Source organism: Bacteriovorax sp. PP10 (assembly GCF_035013165.1).
GTDB lineage: Bacteria > Bdellovibrionota > Bacteriovoracia > Bacteriovoracales > Bacteriovoracaceae > Bacteriovorax > Bacteriovorax antarcticus.
Genome location: NZ_JAYGJQ010000002.1, coordinates 704,365 through 721,811, shown reverse-complemented (window position 1 = coordinate 721,811; position 17,447 = coordinate 704,365). Strand labels below are relative to the sequence as shown.

General features: G+C 33.5%; 12 protein-coding genes and 1 other RNA gene. 5 read left to right on the top strand and 8 right to left on the bottom strand.

Annotation, left to right across the window (positions count from 1 at the left end; translation table 11 throughout):
• Window positions 1–114 precede the first annotated feature (114 nt).
• Together SHI21_RS13395 and recQ are read left to right on the top strand one after the other, a co-directional pair.
• Window positions 115–1,233 carry a DUF2252 family protein gene (locus SHI21_RS13395; RefSeq protein WP_323577120.1) on the top strand — a complete coding sequence of 373 codons (1,119 nt, stop codon included), beginning with the start codon at window positions 115–117 and terminating at the stop codon, window positions 1,231–1,233.
• Between the two features lie 51 nt (window positions 1,234–1,284).
• Window positions 1,285–3,084, top strand: coding sequence for a DNA helicase RecQ (gene recQ, locus SHI21_RS13390; RefSeq protein ID WP_323577118.1), 1,800 nt, complete (start codon window positions 1,285–1,287; stop codon window positions 3,082–3,084).
• A 133-nt stretch (window positions 3,085–3,217) separates the two neighbouring features.
• Here the strand turns inward: recQ and SHI21_RS13385 are convergent, their stop codons facing one another.
• The 4 genes from SHI21_RS13385 to SHI21_RS13370 all read right to left on the bottom strand — a co-directional run bounded on the left by SHI21_RS13385 (window position 3,218) and on the right by SHI21_RS13370 (window position 8,788).
• Window positions 3,218–5,119, bottom strand: coding sequence for an NACHT domain-containing protein (locus tag SHI21_RS13385; protein ID WP_323577117.1), 1,902 nt, complete (start codon window positions 5,117–5,119; stop codon window positions 3,218–3,220).
• Between the two features lie 332 nt (window positions 5,120–5,451).
• Window positions 5,452–6,354 carry a hypothetical protein gene (locus tag SHI21_RS13380; RefSeq protein ID WP_323577115.1) on the bottom strand — a complete coding sequence of 301 codons (903 nt, stop codon included), beginning with the start codon at window positions 6,352–6,354 and terminating at the stop codon, window positions 5,452–5,454.
• A gap of 539 nt (window positions 6,355–6,893) precedes the next feature.
• Window positions 6,894–7,877: a reverse transcriptase domain-containing protein gene (locus tag SHI21_RS13375; protein WP_323577113.1), complete on the bottom strand. Its 984-nt coding sequence runs from the start codon at window positions 7,875–7,877 to the stop codon at window positions 6,894–6,896.
• Entirely contained in the window at window positions 7,874–8,788 is a 915-nt protein-coding gene (locus SHI21_RS13370) for a retron St85 family effector protein (RefSeq protein WP_323577111.1), read from the bottom strand. Before SHI21_RS13370 ends, SHI21_RS13375 begins: the two co-directional genes overlap by 4 nt.
• A gap of 456 nt (window positions 8,789–9,244) precedes the next feature.
• Between SHI21_RS13370 and SHI21_RS13365 the strand changes: the two genes are divergently transcribed.
• Both SHI21_RS13365 and SHI21_RS13360 read left to right on the top strand, forming a co-directional pair.
• Window positions 9,245–10,036, top strand: a complete 792-nt coding sequence (locus SHI21_RS13365; protein ID WP_323577109.1) for a hypothetical protein — start codon at window positions 9,245–9,247, stop codon at window positions 10,034–10,036.
• A gap of 87 nt (window positions 10,037–10,123) precedes the next feature.
• Window positions 10,124–11,122, top strand: coding sequence for a hypothetical protein (locus SHI21_RS13360; RefSeq protein WP_323577108.1), 999 nt, complete (start codon window positions 10,124–10,126; stop codon window positions 11,120–11,122).
• Window positions 11,123–11,665: 543 nt separating this feature from the next.
• Here the strand turns inward: SHI21_RS13360 and SHI21_RS13355 are convergent.
• The 4 genes from SHI21_RS13355 to SHI21_RS13340 all read right to left on the bottom strand — a co-directional run bounded on the left by SHI21_RS13355 (window position 11,666) and on the right by SHI21_RS13340 (window position 16,851).
• Window positions 11,666–14,815 (bottom strand): type ISP restriction/modification enzyme, encoded by a 3,150-nt coding sequence (locus SHI21_RS13355; protein ID WP_323577106.1) that lies wholly within the window; start codon window positions 14,813–14,815, stop codon window positions 11,666–11,668.
• Between the two features lie 287 nt (window positions 14,816–15,102).
• Window positions 15,103–15,476, bottom strand: a transfer-messenger RNA (tmRNA) gene (gene ssrA / locus SHI21_RS13350).
• 45 nt (window positions 15,477–15,521) lie between these two features.
• Complete coding sequence (locus SHI21_RS13345) at window positions 15,522–15,920, bottom strand: FHA domain-containing protein (protein WP_323577105.1); 399 nt, start codon at window positions 15,918–15,920, stop codon at window positions 15,522–15,524.
• An 82-nt stretch (window positions 15,921–16,002) separates the two neighbouring features.
• A complete protein-coding gene (locus SHI21_RS13340; protein WP_323577104.1) occupies window positions 16,003–16,851 on the bottom strand; it encodes a hypothetical protein in 849 nt (282 codons plus the stop codon).
• A gap of 151 nt (window positions 16,852–17,002) precedes the next feature.
• Here SHI21_RS13340 and SHI21_RS13335 point away from each other — a divergent pair, with 151 nt between their 5' ends.
• Window positions 17,003–17,437 (top strand): hypothetical protein, encoded by a 435-nt coding sequence (locus SHI21_RS13335; RefSeq protein ID WP_323577103.1) that lies wholly within the window; start codon window positions 17,003–17,005, stop codon window positions 17,435–17,437.
• Window positions 17,438–17,447: the final 10 nt, after the last annotated feature.

Below are 17,447 nucleotides of genomic sequence, written 5' to 3'. Positions count from 1 at the left end.
GAGATGAATTGAAAGCACCCTATATTTTTTACATGAAATAAAATTTCAACCAAAGCCGTGTTAAGGATGAGTCATTTTCTCGTCACGTTTTCGTTTGGAGTTTTTATGAATGTTATGAAGAAGGCTATTGCACTTACTACTGGATTAATGCTTCTTTCAAACGTGGCACTTGCTAGGACAAGTTCACTTCAAGATATCAATTATAATTTTGATCAGACTAAAGTGAATGCCAGTGAAAACTCATTTTTCTTTTTAAGGTCTTTCGTTGATTATTACTTTGGAGTAATCGCTAAAAATACAGACTCGCTTAATATCGCTAAAAAAGCAGGTTCATTCAATGGCTGGTGTGTTGGTGATGCTCATCCCGAAAACTTTGGAATTCTTATTCAAGATGATAATTCTACTATTTTCACGATGAATGATCTGGATGATTCTGGGCCTTGCCCGGTTGCCTATGATCTACTTCGTATTCTGGTGAGTTCGCGTTTATATATGCCCAACATCAGTTCTCAGGACATTCTTAACTCCTACAGTGATGGATTAAAGGGAAAAAACGCAAAGATTCCCGATGCGATTCTATCAATGGATAAAGATGCAACGAAAGCAGGTATGCAAATCGCTGCTAAAAAACTTCAAGGAAATGCATTTAAGAGAAAAAGCACAATGGAAGAAGTTGGACAAAATCTCAAAGTACAACTCACTTCACTTCTTCAGGCACAATATAAAAGCGAAAACTTACGTGTATTAGATATGGTTGCGACTTCAAAAGTTGGAGGAGGCTCAGGTGGTCTTCAAAGATATGAAATTCTTATTACTAATACTCAAAATCAACTTATACAACTGGAGTTAAAAGAACTGGTCGCGCCTTCTATTGTTCCAGTTGCGACTGCTCCCATTCCTGATCAAAATTCTCGCATGAAAAAAACGCTACAAATTACTCAGGGAGATAATTCTTCTCATTATTATAACGTGTTTAACATTCAGGGAAAAAACATGTTACTTCGTCCTAAATTCTCTGGAAACATGGGTGTCACACTTGCTGACTCAAGCGATAAGGACAACAAAGAAATTATTAACTTTGAAGCCTACATCCTTGGACGCATTCACGCTAATTCTGTTAATGTAAAAGATTATACTAAGGCCCTCGACAATATGGATTCTAAGAACTGGGAAGATGATATCGGCGCCTTCACTAATTTGTTTAATAAAAAATATAATGAACTAAAGCAATAATTGGATTAAATTTTACTATCAAAACCAGTAAAAATAATCAAAAATTGATAAATGCTCGACTCTCGCACCATTTTAAAAAACATATTTAACTTTGATCAATTCCGCGGTGATCAGGAAAAAATTGTCAACTCCGTGATCGCTGGTGAGAATGCCCTTATTCTAATGCCGACGGGTGGCGGAAAGTCACTTTGTTATCAAATCCCGGCACTAGCGAGGACTGGAACCGCAATAGTCATCTCTCCCCTGATCGCTCTGATGAAAGACCAGGTGGATGCTCTCCTAAAAAAAGATATCAAAGTTGCTTTTTTAAATTCATCCATAACAAAGTCAGAACAACGATCAATTGAAAAAGAACTTCTTCAAGGAAATTTAAAAATCCTCTACGTCTCACCTGAGCGAATGATGACTTCTTTTTTTCAAAACATTTTAGACAAGATAAGAATTTCTCTATTTGCTATCGATGAGGCCCATTGTGTATCCCAATGGGGCCATGACTTCAGACCTGAGTATATGGAACTTTCGATGTTATCTGAACGTTTCCCTAACACTCCAAGAATCGCACTCACGGCAACTGCAGGTGCCGCGACCAAAAAAGAAATTATCAGTTGCCTCTCTCTAGAAGATGCTCCCGTCTATATCAGCTCTTTTGATCGTCCAAATATCCGCTATAGTGTTTCTAAGAAAGGATCAAAAGCTGACAATAGAGATAAGCTTTTAAAATTTATTAAAGAAGAACACCTAAATCATGCTGGCATTGTTTATTGTCTATCGAGAAAAAGTACGGAAGAAGTCGCGGCCTTCCTTACGAAGGCAGGCCTTAAGGCCATGCCTTATCACGCCGGACTCGCCCAGGAATATCGTAACAGTGTCCAAGAAAAATTTATCAAAGAAGAATCTGTCATAGTGGTTGCTACCATTGCTTTTGGAATGGGCATCGATAAACCAGATGTACGTTTTGTGGCCCATATGGATCTTCCCAAATGCCTGGAGTCCTATTACCAGGAAACAGGTCGAGCTGGCCGAGATGGACTCCCATCACATGCATGGATGCTATATGGACTTGCAGATCTGGTTCTATTAAAACGCATTACAAATAAGGGATTAAAAACCGCGGCTAGAAAACGAGTCAACGATGAAAAACTTGATGCTATATTAGGTTTTTGTGAGACTACAAAATGCAGACGTGAAGTTCTCCTTGGTTATTTTGATGATTCGTATCTTGGCCCTTGTGAAAACTGCGATGCATGTCTTGCTCCTTCTACCAAACAAATCAATGCCACTCAATTGGCCATTGAGGCTCTGCGTGCGGTTTACGAAATAAAGCAAAAATACAACGTACAGTACATGGTTAATCGCCATGAGGGCGAGCAGTCTCTTTGGTTTTCCGTTTACCGCCAACTGATCGCTCAAGGCCATTTAAAAATGCTGATGGATGGTAAGTCAGAATTAAAGCTCACTCGCAGAGCGATTACTGTCTTAGAAGGTAAAGAGGAAGTTTTTCTTAGGGCCGATTATAAAAAGACTGTTGATAAAAAATCTCCACTCGTAAAAAAGAAAATTACAAAAAAGAAAATTAGGAAGAAATCAACGGCTGCAATTTCAAAAGAATTTAAAACGGCTGCTGGGACGGAGCAAACGCTCTTTGAAAATCTCAAAGTCTTTCGTACGAATCTGGCAAAAACGAAACGAACCAAGAGTTATAAAATTTTTCCGGATAAAACTCTTTTAGAGATGGCGCAGACAAAACCAAAAGATTTAAGAGAACTTGAAAATATTTTTGGGGTTGGGCCTAAGAAACTTAAGAAGTTTGGGAAGATTTTTATTGATGCTATTTTGGAGTTTGATTTGTAGAAGATTTTGGGTTCAGTTAATCAATGGCAGTTGCAACAACTTACTTGAGGTTCCAGCCAGCACACTTTTCTTGTATCATCGCAACCAGAGAAGTGTGCTGGAACCAAAATTACGCCCACTTTTCTTAAAAAAGTTAAGACTTATTTTTTGCCAATATATTCTTTATTAAGCTATTGGCATTCTTTTGATATATAACTTTTTCTAAATTTTCTTGAGATTTTTTAAGTGTCGAAAGATATTCACTTAGAGCAAGAAACAATTGTTCGTTATTGTCAAAAGCTGGTGAAATATTCTCTTTAAATTCTTTGTGAGAAATAAATTCGAAATGATCACTTGCTATCTTAGAATTTTTTAATTTTTTCCCAACTTTTTCAAATTCAATTTTTTTATTTAAAATTTCATTGCCGATTAAGTTATAAATAACCCTCTCAAACTTACGAAGTTCTACATTTTTCAACTCGATATAATTACTCGCACTGAGACTACTAAACATGACAGTGAAAGCAACCTCGTGCTTCTTTCCGACTTTGTGCTTGTAAACTAAAAAACCTGAATTTTCATGAAAAAATAGATGCAAATTATTTTTATTCTTAATAATGTTTTTAATGGTTTTAATTCTATCTATTAAAATGCTTAATAAATATTTGCTAAAATGCACTCTATCTATCTCTTCTAAAAACTCAAGAATCTCGAAATTGCGCGTTCGTTTTAACGAAAAAATCACATTGTAAATCTGCTCTTTATCATCATAAGAAGAGAATTCCTTTAATTTACAAGCAAAAAAATACTCCTGAAACAATCGGTGACAAAACTTATAAACATCACCTTGTCCCTTTACGAATAAAGGAATTGCCCTTAATAAATCCATCAATAATAATTCATTATCAAACTTAAGACTTTCGTTTGCCTTAATGTTTTCAAAATTAGACTTAACAGTTTTTTTGTCAAAATCATATTCGTTTTTTAAAGTTTGAATCAAAGAAAAGTCCTTTAAGACTAATTCCAAATCATCTTTTGAAACTTTGGAATCCAAAGATCTGTTATATGAGTTTTTGGAATTCGTATCATGGTAATACATCAACGCTTCAACAATATTTTGGTAAAACTTGTATTTTTTTTGTGGCACATCTGATGTTTTATTTTTAAACGTCATAATGTATAAGTTTAAATATAAAGGAGTTGTAATAAACTCAGCTAGAATTTTATTTTTTGTATTATTAATAGTTTTAGATAAGTTTTCAATTAACTCTTTATCATATTTTAATAATTTTAGATTTTTAATAAATTCATTAATTTGAGTTTTCGTAAGTCCCATAACTTCAAAGCAATGAAAATCAGTTAATATTTCAGTATTAGAATTTGGGCGACTTGTAATAATCAAGATCATTTCGCCGTACTTTATTTTAATTTTATTGATAAAATCAAATCCATCTGAAAGTAAATCATAAGGTATTTCGTCTACCCCATCTAACATTAATAGAACTTTACCTCTCTTGCATAACTCTTTACATGTATCAGCCGTAATACTATATTTGGGATCAACGACTGAGTTTATCTTGCTCGCAACTAATTCAATTACATCAAGATCAGTAAACTTTTGTATTTTCCTTAGTTCAATTGTAACAGGTATTCTAAATTCATTTTTAATACTTTCTCGCGTGATATATTGAATATAGGTAGATTTCCCAACACCTGCTTTACCAATGAAAGTAATATTTTTATGTAATGAAAAAATTTCAATTTGCTCATTGAAATTATTATAAGTTATTACTTCTTTTTTATTAACACTCTCGTCAATGCACTTAACAACTTGATGAGGTAAATAAATAGAGTCAAAGTTAATATTTGCATGATTAAAAAGTAAGCTTTTGATTGCTTTTGTATCATCCATTACCTTTTTCAAGTAATTTATTAATGCTAAAGATTCATTAGAGTTTTTTTCAATTCCACTAATACTTGAAAGACTATTTACAATATTTGCAATTGCAATAGCCCCCTTTGCCAAACCCAATAAAGTTGCAGAGGCTTCAATCATTCACTACTCCAATTGTTATTTAAGCTACATATTTACAAAATCAAATGCAACGGTAACGGTAACGTAGAAAATCTCATTACTCTCAAACGTTTATTGCATAGTCGATGATCAATTTCTCGATGCCATCTATTCGGTTAGGAATTAAAAATACTTAAATCAAAAACTAACTATGGGTGATTTGCGATGACTTCAGGTAATATTAAAAGTGAATTACTAATATCTAGGTTATTTATTTTATTAGAAATAAAAAAAACACCTTCAGTGGGCTACGTAGCCCCAAATAGCTACAACAAGAACTTCTAGGTTAAATCTTTATCCAATATGAGTATTATCTATTCAATTTCGTTCTCGGAAACCTTGATAAGTTTTTTGTTAATGATTTTACTGTCCAGATCTAGGCAACAACGTCGAACAAGTCGAACAAGTTCCTTAATTTCTTTTTCACTCGTGCTTACCGGTTGTCCTTCTTTGGACTTTCCACCGCGATGTACGAAATCATGCCTTTTTTCAACATATTTAGATAATACTGAAATATCTCCTATATCTATTCCCAGCACCGTATTAAAAATGGCTTTAACTGTGGCTAAGTTATGAAATGAAGTATTGTGAATTCGATCACGCATAATTGCATCTACTTTGTCATATTTATCGAATAATTCCCCAAGAGAAATATTTGTTTTTGAAAGAATCTTATCGTTTTGCAAGTATTTTTTCTTCAAGTCTACATTCTTTAAAATAACTCTTAAAAAAATATCTGAAAGATAAGTTTCCATAATCGTGATGCAGAAACTAAAAGTCATCATTTCATTAAATTTTTTTTCTTCATATGCTAACTTTCTTTTTCCCAAAAGCTTCTCTATAGAAGATAAACTCGCCTTAGCTCTATCTATAATTTGAAAATCTTCAAATACTAAATCAAATGCCCAATCTTCTTCGTCGGGATAAAGCTCATCATCGTAATAACGCGTCCTGGTCCAATGAGAGCATTCATAACTTAGTTCCTCACTTAATTCTTCGATTGCACCCTTTTTCGCAAACTCAGCAAAGTTACCATCTAATATTTCCTCAGCATCGTACGGGCCACCATATATCCACTGGTAACCCCCTTCGGAAGAGTCATATGGAGTTCCATGCGCAGGATCTTCAAACCTTTCACTAAACCAGTTTCTCATAAATTCGACTTGCTTTGCTTTACTCTTCTTTTTAAATATATTTATTTTTAAGTTATATTTCATCTATATTGAATCCGTTTTAGTTTTATTCTGCATTTCTTTTTTATCGCTAACAGATCAATCTTAAGTTGTTTGAAAGTTCCTCGCGGTAAGTAATATCTGCGCCCGACTGTATCCTGTACGTTAAATTCTCAATTTCTAATTTATGATCAAAAAAATCTTCTTGATGAATCTTAAAATTTATTTTAGGTGTATCGCCTTCTTGGAATATTTTCAAATTACCTTACTCGTGCGACCAGAAAAGTGTGATGGAACCTTTCTCTCTTTTCTTTTACATCTTAAGTTTCTTTTTGCATGCAACATGCAGATCACCACAAGTCTTAAATATCTTTCTAGCAGCATTATCTAATAAATTACTATTCTGGCCATGAAGTACTTCGTCATTATAGCGCTCAGCAAGGACAACAGTGAACTCGGAACTTGCTAGAGCAGGTGCTGTGTGCTCTAGCAGAAGAACATCATACTCATGAAGAACAATTTTTATTCATTCATATTTTTTGTTAAGAGATTTATTATGAAATTGATCTCTTATATTTATTGTTTTAACTAGCAGAAATAATTTGCTTACTATTCTTTTTAAGATCAGAAATTTCCGTTCTTAACTCTTTAATTAGTATGAGGTTTTTCTTAAATAGCTTATTAAAATAGAATGGATCTACTGAACGTAGATAATATAAATGCCCTAAGAGGGCTAACTTTTCGGAATTAGGTAATTTTTTTTTACCATACGAATAAAACAATCTTCTGATTTTATCTTTATAATCCCTATGAATTGTAAGGCGACCATTTTCACAAATTTTAATACCATTGACAAACATGGAGCCAGACTTACGTTTACCAAAGCGCGTTTTATCCTGATTTAACTTAAATGGACATGACGTACTAGAAAAGAAATTGACAATAAAGTCATTGATTTCTTTTCTCTTGGACAAAGTGTTAAATGAAATAGAGATATCATCTGCATAGCGAGTGAAAGTACAATCTGGAGATATTTGCTTTAAAGCATTTTCAATTTGTATGTCAAAATACCCCATGAATGAATTAGAAATAATTGGAGAACTACAAAAACCTTGAGGCAGCGTTCTTTCTTTAAGAAAGCAAAAACTTTTAACCAAATACTCTAGCATTTTAAAATCATCTTGCTCCTCTTTCGAGTAAATAGACTTATTATAATTTAAGAATTTCATAAAATGAGAGTATGTTATGGATGGAAAAAAATCTTTAACATCATACTTAAGTAAATATAAATTATCTTTATGTGAATTTGCATTTTTTATAACTGAACAATTCTTTCGAAATGCAAATGCATGACTACTTTTATCCAATCGGGCAAAAAATCTTCTTGCAAGCCAAACTTGAATCATTTTTGCTTCCGGAGACGCACTATGGATTAACCTAAATCCACCAGATCGTTTTTTTATAAGAAATCTTCTGTAAATTTTATTTTTATAAATAATTTGATTTATATCGGCTTCCGTTAAGGATAGGTCTTTCATCATTAATTCAAGAATATGGCTTTTTATCATAGTCTTAATTCTCGTAGTGCGTTTAATCTAAAGGCAGATTTAAAACTCGCAATTTTTAATCCCCTATACTCAAAGAATAGATTTTCTACCTTAGAGTAGTATAATTCTTTTTCGTCGTAGCTTATTAAGCCTACAGTTTCCAACAAGGCCAGCATCGTTGTAAAATTAATGAAGTCATGATTTCCAAAAACAATTTTCAAAATTTCAATTATTTCTTTATTTCGAATTGGACCACAAAGAGTAATTAAGTCACATAAGAATAGCATTTGTCTTTTCGACATCGATGCATGGTTCAAGATAATTTTTTGTCTATTTTTTCCCTTAATACCATTAACCAACTTTTCTAGATCTTCATAAGTGTCGCCAATACTGTCAGCAGCATAATCAGTATTGCTCATTTTATACCAAAGAACCCTCTCCTCATCTCTATCCTCGTCCATTATAAGATCAAGTGGCCCTGTATTTATAAATGACTTGGAATCAATGAATTTTTTATCGTTAATGACTATAAGTTTTTTTCTTAATTCTATTCGGTGTGAAAATGCCCCAAGCTCACAGAATGAGCTATTGCTTTCAAGTACAATAATAACAAAGTCCGACAACTCAAATAACTCTTTCTCTAAATCGTAAATATTCTTTCTTTTTTGCTTTTCCTGTAATTTTTCAAAAACTTTTTCAGCCAAGAAAGGATGTGTATTTTTAAAATTAGTTTCTAGAAAATTAATTAAATCTTCTCTTCTAAAGGAAGGAACATTCTTTTTACTAATAGAACAAAAACGACTTGCACCACACACAAAAAAAATGAGCGGCTCTAACTGAGGAGTCAACACGCCATCAGCAGCGATACATGTTTTTAATTCGATTACTGATTTAAAAAGGGCGCTCTTAGGCGCCCTTAAACGATCAAGCATACACACCTACTGTAATAGCCGGCGATATCTTTGGGTTTGCTCTTTACCGAAGGGAAAGAGTAAATTCAAAGATTTCGCAAGGAAAAGTAAAAGTTCATTACGGAAACTGGGAATCCCAGCCCCTTGGAATCATCCTAATCGCTAGGTGCATATGAGATAATTATAACCACTTAGAAATAAATAGTTACATGGAAAAATATTCCACTGCGATTAATGATTATTTGACCAATCTAAATGAGTATGAAAAGTATGTAGAAGAATGAACAATATCGAACATGAAAGAATTTTGAGCGGAAACGCCTCTACTTCTCTAACTTAAAGGTATCCATGAAAGATTTCATTAAAAATCCAAATTTATATTGGATATTGAGTACTACTATCATTTCTTTCGTTCTCATCTATATCGATTTTAGAAGCAACTATAGCTTTGAGAAAAACAGAGTAAAATATCTCCTAATGTTGATCGGTCTATTGATTGCTTTTGTAAATATTTATCTGTTCCCTAAAACTGAATATGATAATCAAAAAATGATTTCTAAAAATAACGAAATTATTACTCATCTTCAAAAGGAAGTACTCCTAAGAAAAGAAAATGAACTAATACTTAAAAGTACAACACAAGAACTCAACGCTCAACTTGAAATTCTAGAAAAGAAAAGCTCATTACTTGATAAAGGTTTTAAGAAATATAAATCGAAGGTAGGAGATTTCAGAGTTGCTTTTAATGTCAAATTCCGTTTTCACAGTAAGGAAATCATAAACGTTCCAAAAATGTATCAAACAGCGGTATTGGTCTCATTTATAAGTGATGATAAATCTAGTGTTCGGTTCTTTCAAAAACCTACTTCATTTTCTTATCTTAGTGTTGCTGAGACATTTAAACATTTAAATGAGAATGCATTTCCATATATTACATATTTCTATACTGGCCATGCAGATATATTTGATGACTATCCTGGTGGACAAAAAGTTGAAGAGCTTAAAAAATTCTCAATAGTAAGTGTCTATATACCTATGAATCCAGCAATAAGACCCGAATTAAGAAATCAGGGTAAATTAGAAATAGAAAGTTGTACACTCAACTTTTCACTTAATAGCATCAGTATCGAAAAGCATATTGACTGCCCTCAATCCCCTATTATCGCTATTGGAGAATATCTAGACTCACAATTCAAGGAGGACTTCATTACAGTTCAATTTAGATTACCTACAAATGTTTATGACTATCTCGAATTAGATAAATTTTAACCAATACAGCTTCATCACACCTTTCTAGTTATTCAGTGACTAGAGAAATATATTGGAACTTAAGCACAAACTTTTAAAGGAGTTTCTATGACATCTTTTTTAGATCTTCTAAGGGAAGATAAAAAAATTACTTTTTTACTGGGAGCTGGCTCCAGCGTTAGTGCCGGCTTTCCTACTGACACACAACTAAGAGATAATGTAGCTGATTATATGCTCAACGAAAATATAATTAAAAACTTTGAAGCAGTTGGCTTTACCAAGGAAGACTGCTTAGAATTTAGAACAAGATTAATTCGTGGGGGCTACTCTACGATTGATGAATTAATTAACAGTTTTACAAAATATGCAGTACTTGGAAAAATGGCGATTCTAAGATGTATTTTAGCTCACGAAGATCTTAGCAATAATGATACTTTCTTTAGTAATAAACATTGGTACATGCCTTTTTTTCTTACAATCCAAAAAGAAGGTTTAATTCATAAATTAAGTAATGTTACGTTTATCACCTTGAATTATGATCGATCTCTCCAACACTTTATTCATGAATTTTCTTTAAACAGAGGAATAAGTCACAAGCCTAAGATTCTCCACTTGCATGGGAGATTACCACCCTTACAATTTGAAATACAAGAAAGTCATTCTTTACCATATGGCGATTATAACCTCGATGGCCACGCTCTTCACAAGCACGCTACCGGCATTAATTCATTGGCTGACATTCATGATGATAACGAACACTATGAGCAAGCAAGAAATATCATACGTCGCTCCAACTATCTTTTCATAATGGGATTTGGATTTCATGAACCAATTGTGGAAAGGTTAAATCTTAAAGAAATGAATCTTCGCAACCTGCAGGTATACTCTTTGAGTATTGGATTAAAAGCTACACTTTTTGATGCTTATCCAGAGTTTAATTTTTATGACTCTTCAATTTTTTGTACAGATTTTGCGAAAAATCTTAATGAAGACATTGATGCGAATCTCGAACAGAGTGCTAATGGCCAAAGAAACTCTCGTACAGGTGTCTTCTATTCCAATCAAGATGATTACGACTCAAACGATTACGATTTTTATGAATCATAAAATAAGTCGTGACACATATTTGGCACGCACCATTTTTTCTAAAAAAATTCCTGAATAATTTTGGGAAGATACCCACCATGGTGGAGGTGAAGGGAATCGACCCCTCGTCCAAAAGGACATCTATAAAGCGGACTACGTGTGTATCTCTGAATTATGGTCTCAGAGCGAAGACTAGATGGTTTGTACACCAACAACCCCGGCGATTCTTTATGGAGCCTTCCTGGCGACTCCAACACACTTATCTTGTATCACCGCACCCAGAAAAGTGTATTAGCCCCTATTTCAATAGTTTTCTCAACAACTTGACGCAAGCCAAATCTCGTTAGTTTTCATATGCAAACTCATTAAGACCATAGTTGTTATAATACTTTACTATGCATGCAGGGAATGATTAAAACAATAATATGAAACTAGCTGAATATCTAAAGTATAGAAAATTCAAAAAGCGCAAAACTCTTGTGCTAATTAAAACTCCTCAAAGTGAGGGAAAACTTATTCAAAAAGTTCAGCTCCCTCTCTCTCGAAAGCATTTAAAGTTACTCGCTAACTAATTTTAAGTTTTATTTTATTCTCTAGCTTATTCAATCTTTTCAATAATTTTTCCTGTATTAAATTTGAAGTTTGAGCAGACTCTTCTAGAATTAATATATCCGCTTTTAAGTCATCTTTAATTTCCATTAATAACTCTTTCGATGCCACAGCTCTTTCAAGGCCATTCAAAAATTTTTTATCTAGACTTAGTTCTTGCTTTTTCAGATCTTTGAAAAATTTTTCAATAATCGGATAACCACCTTGAGTAAAATTTAAATGGTCACTTGATAAACCTTCAATGTACGATTTTTCATTAAAATACAGCTTTGAATCCATATATTTAAATTCTTCGACCTTTAAATTTTTCCCACAGATCTTTAACGATAACCCCACTTCTTTTGGATCTATACCTTTAAGAAATAATTCATCGATAAGTTCACCGTATTCTCTATAAAGAAGAAATTTATTCTTGGATTTAATGGGGATAATAGGAAAATCAATATTAAGTTGCTCTTTATTTTCTTCGATATAATTTTCATCATTTAAAAGACCTAAAATGTAAAAATATACATCCATATCGTTAATTTGATTCAATCCATATTTTTTTCTTACATCTTTAATAAACTCTATATTTATATTAGATTCATATGTATCTAGAAGTGGCTTGTCAGCATTTGAACTATATACAGGAAAACAGTACGCCCCACCTCTGTAGAAGAAATTAGTATCAACCAAAGTTTCTGCAGAAAAAACCAAATTCCAAGAACCAGAAATATTTTTCCCTGAACGACCTACGATCAAGAATCTATTATTCTTAACTTGAACGTCATCTTGCATTTCTTTCCTTGGACGATCAATTAAATTTGAGTCATTATATATAAAAGAATTAAAAAATGGACGATAGCCGTATGAATGAACGATTTCTTCTGAATACCCATCTTTTTTCAATCTTATAATTGCCTCATTAGAGCACCAAGTTTCAGATGATTCTAATTCTAACTCTTCACAAATCTCATCAACTGTTTTTCTTTTTGAAGACGCAATATGTAGTCTATTGAGTAAGTTTTCTTTATCGTGTGATACAACAAAATGATCTCGATGTGTTTTCACACCTTGATATTTACTTATAAAGATTGAATCTAATGACATTCCCTCGACAATACTTAATATATTAGACTGGGGTTTGAATAAGAAATATGGCGCAGACGGCTTCATTTCCTCATACTCATCTGTTACGATGTTCTTATTAAGAAGATGTAAATATTTACGTGATCTTGATCCAATAATTTCATGATAGTATACCTTTGCTGCCTTAGCGGTATTTGAGCTAGTTTTTAATCCAAATATAATAGAAACACCTTCTTTAATATCAAAAACATTTTCATCTTTTTCTTCACCGTTTAATTTGGGAAGCCTATTGTCTCCATGCAAATTAAGAATATAAATTTCATCAAAATTCGCCATCAAGTGCTTCCTCATTCCGGTATGCGTTACACCATCTAGGTAGGAATTTGAAGTGATAAAACCTAAAATTCCATAATTACTACTTTGAGCTAATTTCCATTCCCCCCATCTAATAAATTTCACATAATCATTAGAAAGCGCTTTTGAATTTTTCTCTATTTTTGTATTTAATTTCCTATAGTCTTTGATTAAATTATCCATAAATTTCGACTTAGAATTTGAAATAGAAGCAGAGTAAGGAGGGTTTCCTATAATTACTAATATTGGCTGCTCTTTTTTTACTCTATTTGCTCGATGATTTTCCTTTGCAAGCTCTTTCATAAATTCAAGCTCACCACTTTCACCTTCTTTCATAGACAAGGTGTTTGTAAGAAATAAATTTAAATGCTTATCCTGACTATTTTCAATAGTAAAATCTTCTAACATTTTCGATAATTTTAAATGCGAAATTACGTAGGGAGCTAATGAAATTTCCATTCCAAAAAAATTAGGCAACACACTTTCCGTTAAATCTTTTTTTGCTTTTCCCTGATAAGATTCATCCATCATATTAGAATATGCTTTTTTTAAAGACTTAACTAAGAAAGTACTTGTTCCAGCTGCTGGATCCAAGAGAGTAACACCGCTAGAAGCGAGACCTGTTTTTTTATTAAATGTTGCAGGATTTCGTAGTATTAAATCTACAGACTCAACAATATACGAAACCACTGGGTCAGGAGTATAAAAAATACCTTTCTCCGTTTTTTCGTTAGGATCATAGTACTTAATAAAGGTTTCATAAAAATGTATAACTGGATCTTCTTTCCAATTATTATAATCAAATTCTTTTTTTATCGCATCGATATCAATAATATTCAAATAAGCTGCAACATCGTCCAATATCCAATTTACTTGCTCGCCAAGACACTCCTCTTCATTCAAAAATCCAAACAAGGTTTTCAAAATGCCTTGCTTAGAAGATAAAAGATTAGTTATATTTTCTTTTTTAATCTCTACTGTAGAGTTCTCAATCTTTGCTACGAATAATCCATATATCAAACACTGAACGTAATTACTTACAAACTCATTAATTGTTGAATCTGGCTTTAATGATTTTTGATAATAATTGAAAGCTATTATTATTTTTTGGGATTCAGGCTTTCGACTATCAATCAAATCTTCTAGAGTTGACTTTATCAATTTCGCTTTAGAAGCTAAGTACAAAGCAAGACCATGTGAACTTACTTCTTTTTGATACGAATGCTGTAGCAACTTCGAAATTAATTCTTCGAAAGATTGCACTTTTTGTTCATCTAAAAAAAATTGATTCTTTTTTTTCAACAGCAATGCAACTTCTTTTACTTTTTTCCCTTTTATAAAAAGATTAAAGTTACAATAATCTGTAGTACAAACAATATCTAAATTTTGAACATATCTACCGATTTGATGATGCTGCTCTTCAATTTCTTTAGAAAATATTCCTTTTGTTTCAATAAAGCTTAAGTTTAAAAGAGTTTTTTTATCCTTTAAAAAGAAATCAGGCTTACCAGCTTTCTTGATAGACTTGCCTTCATGAATGATTTTTATATTTGCATTTAAATTAGTTGTAATTTTTTTTAGTAAATCATGAAGCAACAACCTGTAGGACAATTCATTTGTAGAATCATCTTCTGCATAAACTTCATTAATTCCTTTCACATATTTGAAATAAGATTGCATAGAGTATCCTCGAGTTTTACCTATTTATTATCTCATACATGAATTCGAGATTGGCTGGGGCAAGAATGACCACCACTCTGCAATATTTTATTTCAAAATAAAAAAGGGCGAATCAAAAAATAACAGGAGCAAATAGTTCAACTATTATAACTTCTCTAGATTTTAAATTACAAAACTTAGATTTATATTCGGCTTCCTTGAAAAAATTAGATAAATTTAGAAATGGAGTATTTTTTATTGATAAAAATAAAAAAACCACCTTCCGGTGGCTCCTTCATTCTTTAATTTGGTGGAGGTGAAGGGAATCGAACCCTTGTCCAAAAGGACATCTATAAAGCGGACTACGTGTGTATCTCTGAATTATGGTCTCAGAGCGAAGACTAGATGGTTTGTACACCAACAACCCCGGCGATTTTTTATGGAGTCTTCCCGGCGACTCTCCAGCTAATGTTTAATCTTCACTAGCACAAGGGGTGTCACATTTTTTTTATCGGTCGTAACCACCTCAACAGACGGGCTTAATTAATTAAGCAGCCATCGCGTATGAAAAATCGTTAGATTCAGCATTTAATTTTTGATCGACTTTTTACCAGGACCATGCCGATCAACCTGGACACGCCCACCAAATTTCAGTACCCCCTGTCGAAACCGGTGCACCCCCATTTAGAGATAGATCAGTGTAGCATAGATGATGTGAGAAATCTAACTAAGTAGGCTTCTTAGTTTTTGTAACACTTAGGCCCGGAAGAGTGAGCTCCATGTCAACGTCGACGATTTTGGTAAAACCAATACTATCGCGTTCTTCCTGATTGAGCTTGCGCCCGTCAATCGACACTTTTACTTTGTAGATTTTCAGTATGTCATTTACTTGAAGAAAAGTTTTTTTGATGGGATTGCCGTTCTTAAACGTACCGTTAGAAGACTTTAAATCCTGTACCTGCACTTTTCCGTCTTTATCGATAACAAAGCTGCAGTGGTTTGAACTGACACCAGATTCACGTAATACGACGTCACAGGTTTCAGCTCGGCCTACAATAAGTGATGATGATAAATGAACTTTTGTCTCTTCCCCGTCGGGTAACGTAAAAATCAGATACACGGCCATGAAGATATCCTCACATTAACAGTACTGTGGAATCTCCATTATCACCGATAAATGAAATAAATCTAGTAGGAACAAGTTTCAGTTAGATATGTTTGTTTTTAGGTGCAAGACCCAACATCAAATACCAACCGATAATGGCAGAACCGCCCGCTCCTAGTAAAGGAACAGGATAATTTCCAAATTCAGTTACGATTAGTTGAACAATTAAGTACAAAATAAAAGCGACTGAAAGTGTACGTTCACCCTTAACTGCAAACCAAGCGAATGGGTAAAAAGCAGCAGCTAAAACGATAAACAGACCAAAGTATCCAATAGGTCCGAAGTCGTAAATCATAACCAGAACGTCTTGAACCTGATCAACGGGTTCAAGTAAATCAACTCTGTTCCATCCTAAGAATCCAATTAGAGCGATGACTAAAACAGCAGCTAGCTTGATACTCCACTTAACATTGTTCATGAAAAATAAAACGAGAGATGCGACTCCGAATGCACTCACCTGACCTGCGTCTGGTTGCATAGAAAGAATCAATCCTGTGATACATAGAATGATTAGAGCGTAAGTAACAAAACTCTCGCGAAGGAGTTGATTGATACAATATAAAATTAAAGGCAGAACAATCATTGAAACGTTGATATCAACTGCGCCTAGTTGGATCCAACGGTAAACCATGTTGATGCCAGGGAAGAAAAAACAAATCGCCAATAGAGCGATACATGAGAACGCTGCGATTAAGAGTTCTTTCTTAATTCTTTTTTTCCACTTAAAGATGATCAACATCGCTAATGGGATTCCGACGATGATACCAATGGCATTCGTAAAAAATACATTCGATGGAATGTCGAAATAGCGAACAGCTATTAATCCCATGATTGTTGCGAGGATAGGGCCTAGGAAAAACAGTGTCGATGTAGCTTTAAGATGATTTTTCATGTTTTAAGTGTAAACACGCTCGAGTAGCTATGACAACATGTATGCGTTAAGAAGCTGTATTATCTTAATCTACGCAGCGCTAAACTTATTAATCGTTGCTTGATTCCCCGCCTTCGTTATAAAAATTCGAGGATCTTTATTCGGAGGAATTATGAAAAAAATGCTACTCGCGTCTATTTTAGTTTTAACTGGGGCAATGAACCTTCATGCTGAAGATTACGGCCATGGAATGATGTCTCCAAAGCAATCTGAGTATCTAAGATATAACGGAGTTTCAATTAACATCACTCGCGTTGATGACCGCCTGGTTTCAAGACGTGCGACTGCTTATTATGATGCCTCTTTAACGAATCCATACTCTCGTGGGATCCGTTGCAATATCGACATTACAAGCTCTCGTGGGACTAACGAAGACTACGAAGTGATCGCAAACAAAAGCCATGCTGGTGTTTACGTTCCCCCACAATCTTTCACTAAGGTTTGTGGAAGTATCGAAATTAAGCACGGTCGTGGTGATGACGGGCTTCAGTGGGTTGAATCTCGCGGGCATTTAGTTCGTGCAAGTAATTGCTTCTTTGTTGATTAATAAATTGCTA

What these genes read in the sequence shown, in the direction of transcription:
- SHI21_RS13365 (WP_323577109.1), top strand. Translation starts at nt 9,245, where the DNA reads ATGTTGATCGGTCTATTGATTGCTTTTGTAAATATTTATCTGTTCCCT.
- SHI21_RS13340 (WP_323577104.1), bottom strand. Translation starts at nt 16,851, where the DNA reads ATGAAAAATCATCTTAAAGCTACATCGACACTGTTTTTCCTAGGCCCT.
- SHI21_RS13360 (WP_323577108.1), top strand. Translation starts at nt 10,124, where the DNA reads ATGACATCTTTTTTAGATCTTCTAAGGGAAGATAAAAAAATTACTTTT.
- SHI21_RS13370 (WP_323577111.1), bottom strand. Translation starts at nt 8,788, where the DNA reads ATGCTTGATCGTTTAAGGGCGCCTAAGAGCGCCCTTTTTAAATCAGTA.
- SHI21_RS13355 (WP_323577106.1), bottom strand. Translation starts at nt 14,815, where the DNA reads ATGCAATCTTATTTCAAATATGTGAAAGGAATTAATGAAGTTTATGCA.
- SHI21_RS13380 (WP_323577115.1), bottom strand. Translation starts at nt 6,354, where the DNA reads ATGAAATATAACTTAAAAATAAATATATTTAAAAAGAAGAGTAAAGCA.
- recQ (WP_323577118.1), top strand. Translation starts at nt 1,285, where the DNA reads ATGCTCGACTCTCGCACCATTTTAAAAAACATATTTAACTTTGATCAA.
- SHI21_RS13395 (WP_323577120.1), top strand. Translation starts at nt 115, where the DNA reads ATGAAGAAGGCTATTGCACTTACTACTGGATTAATGCTTCTTTCAAAC.
- SHI21_RS13345 (WP_323577105.1), bottom strand. Translation starts at nt 15,920, where the DNA reads ATGGCCGTGTATCTGATTTTTACGTTACCCGACGGGGAAGAGACAAAA.
- SHI21_RS13375 (WP_323577113.1), bottom strand. Translation starts at nt 7,877, where the DNA reads ATGATAAAAAGCCATATTCTTGAATTAATGATGAAAGACCTATCCTTA.
- SHI21_RS13335 (WP_323577103.1), top strand. Translation starts at nt 17,003, where the DNA reads ATGAAAAAAATGCTACTCGCGTCTATTTTAGTTTTAACTGGGGCAATG.
- SHI21_RS13385 (WP_323577117.1), bottom strand. Translation starts at nt 5,119, where the DNA reads ATGATTGAAGCCTCTGCAACTTTATTGGGTTTGGCAAAGGGGGCTATT.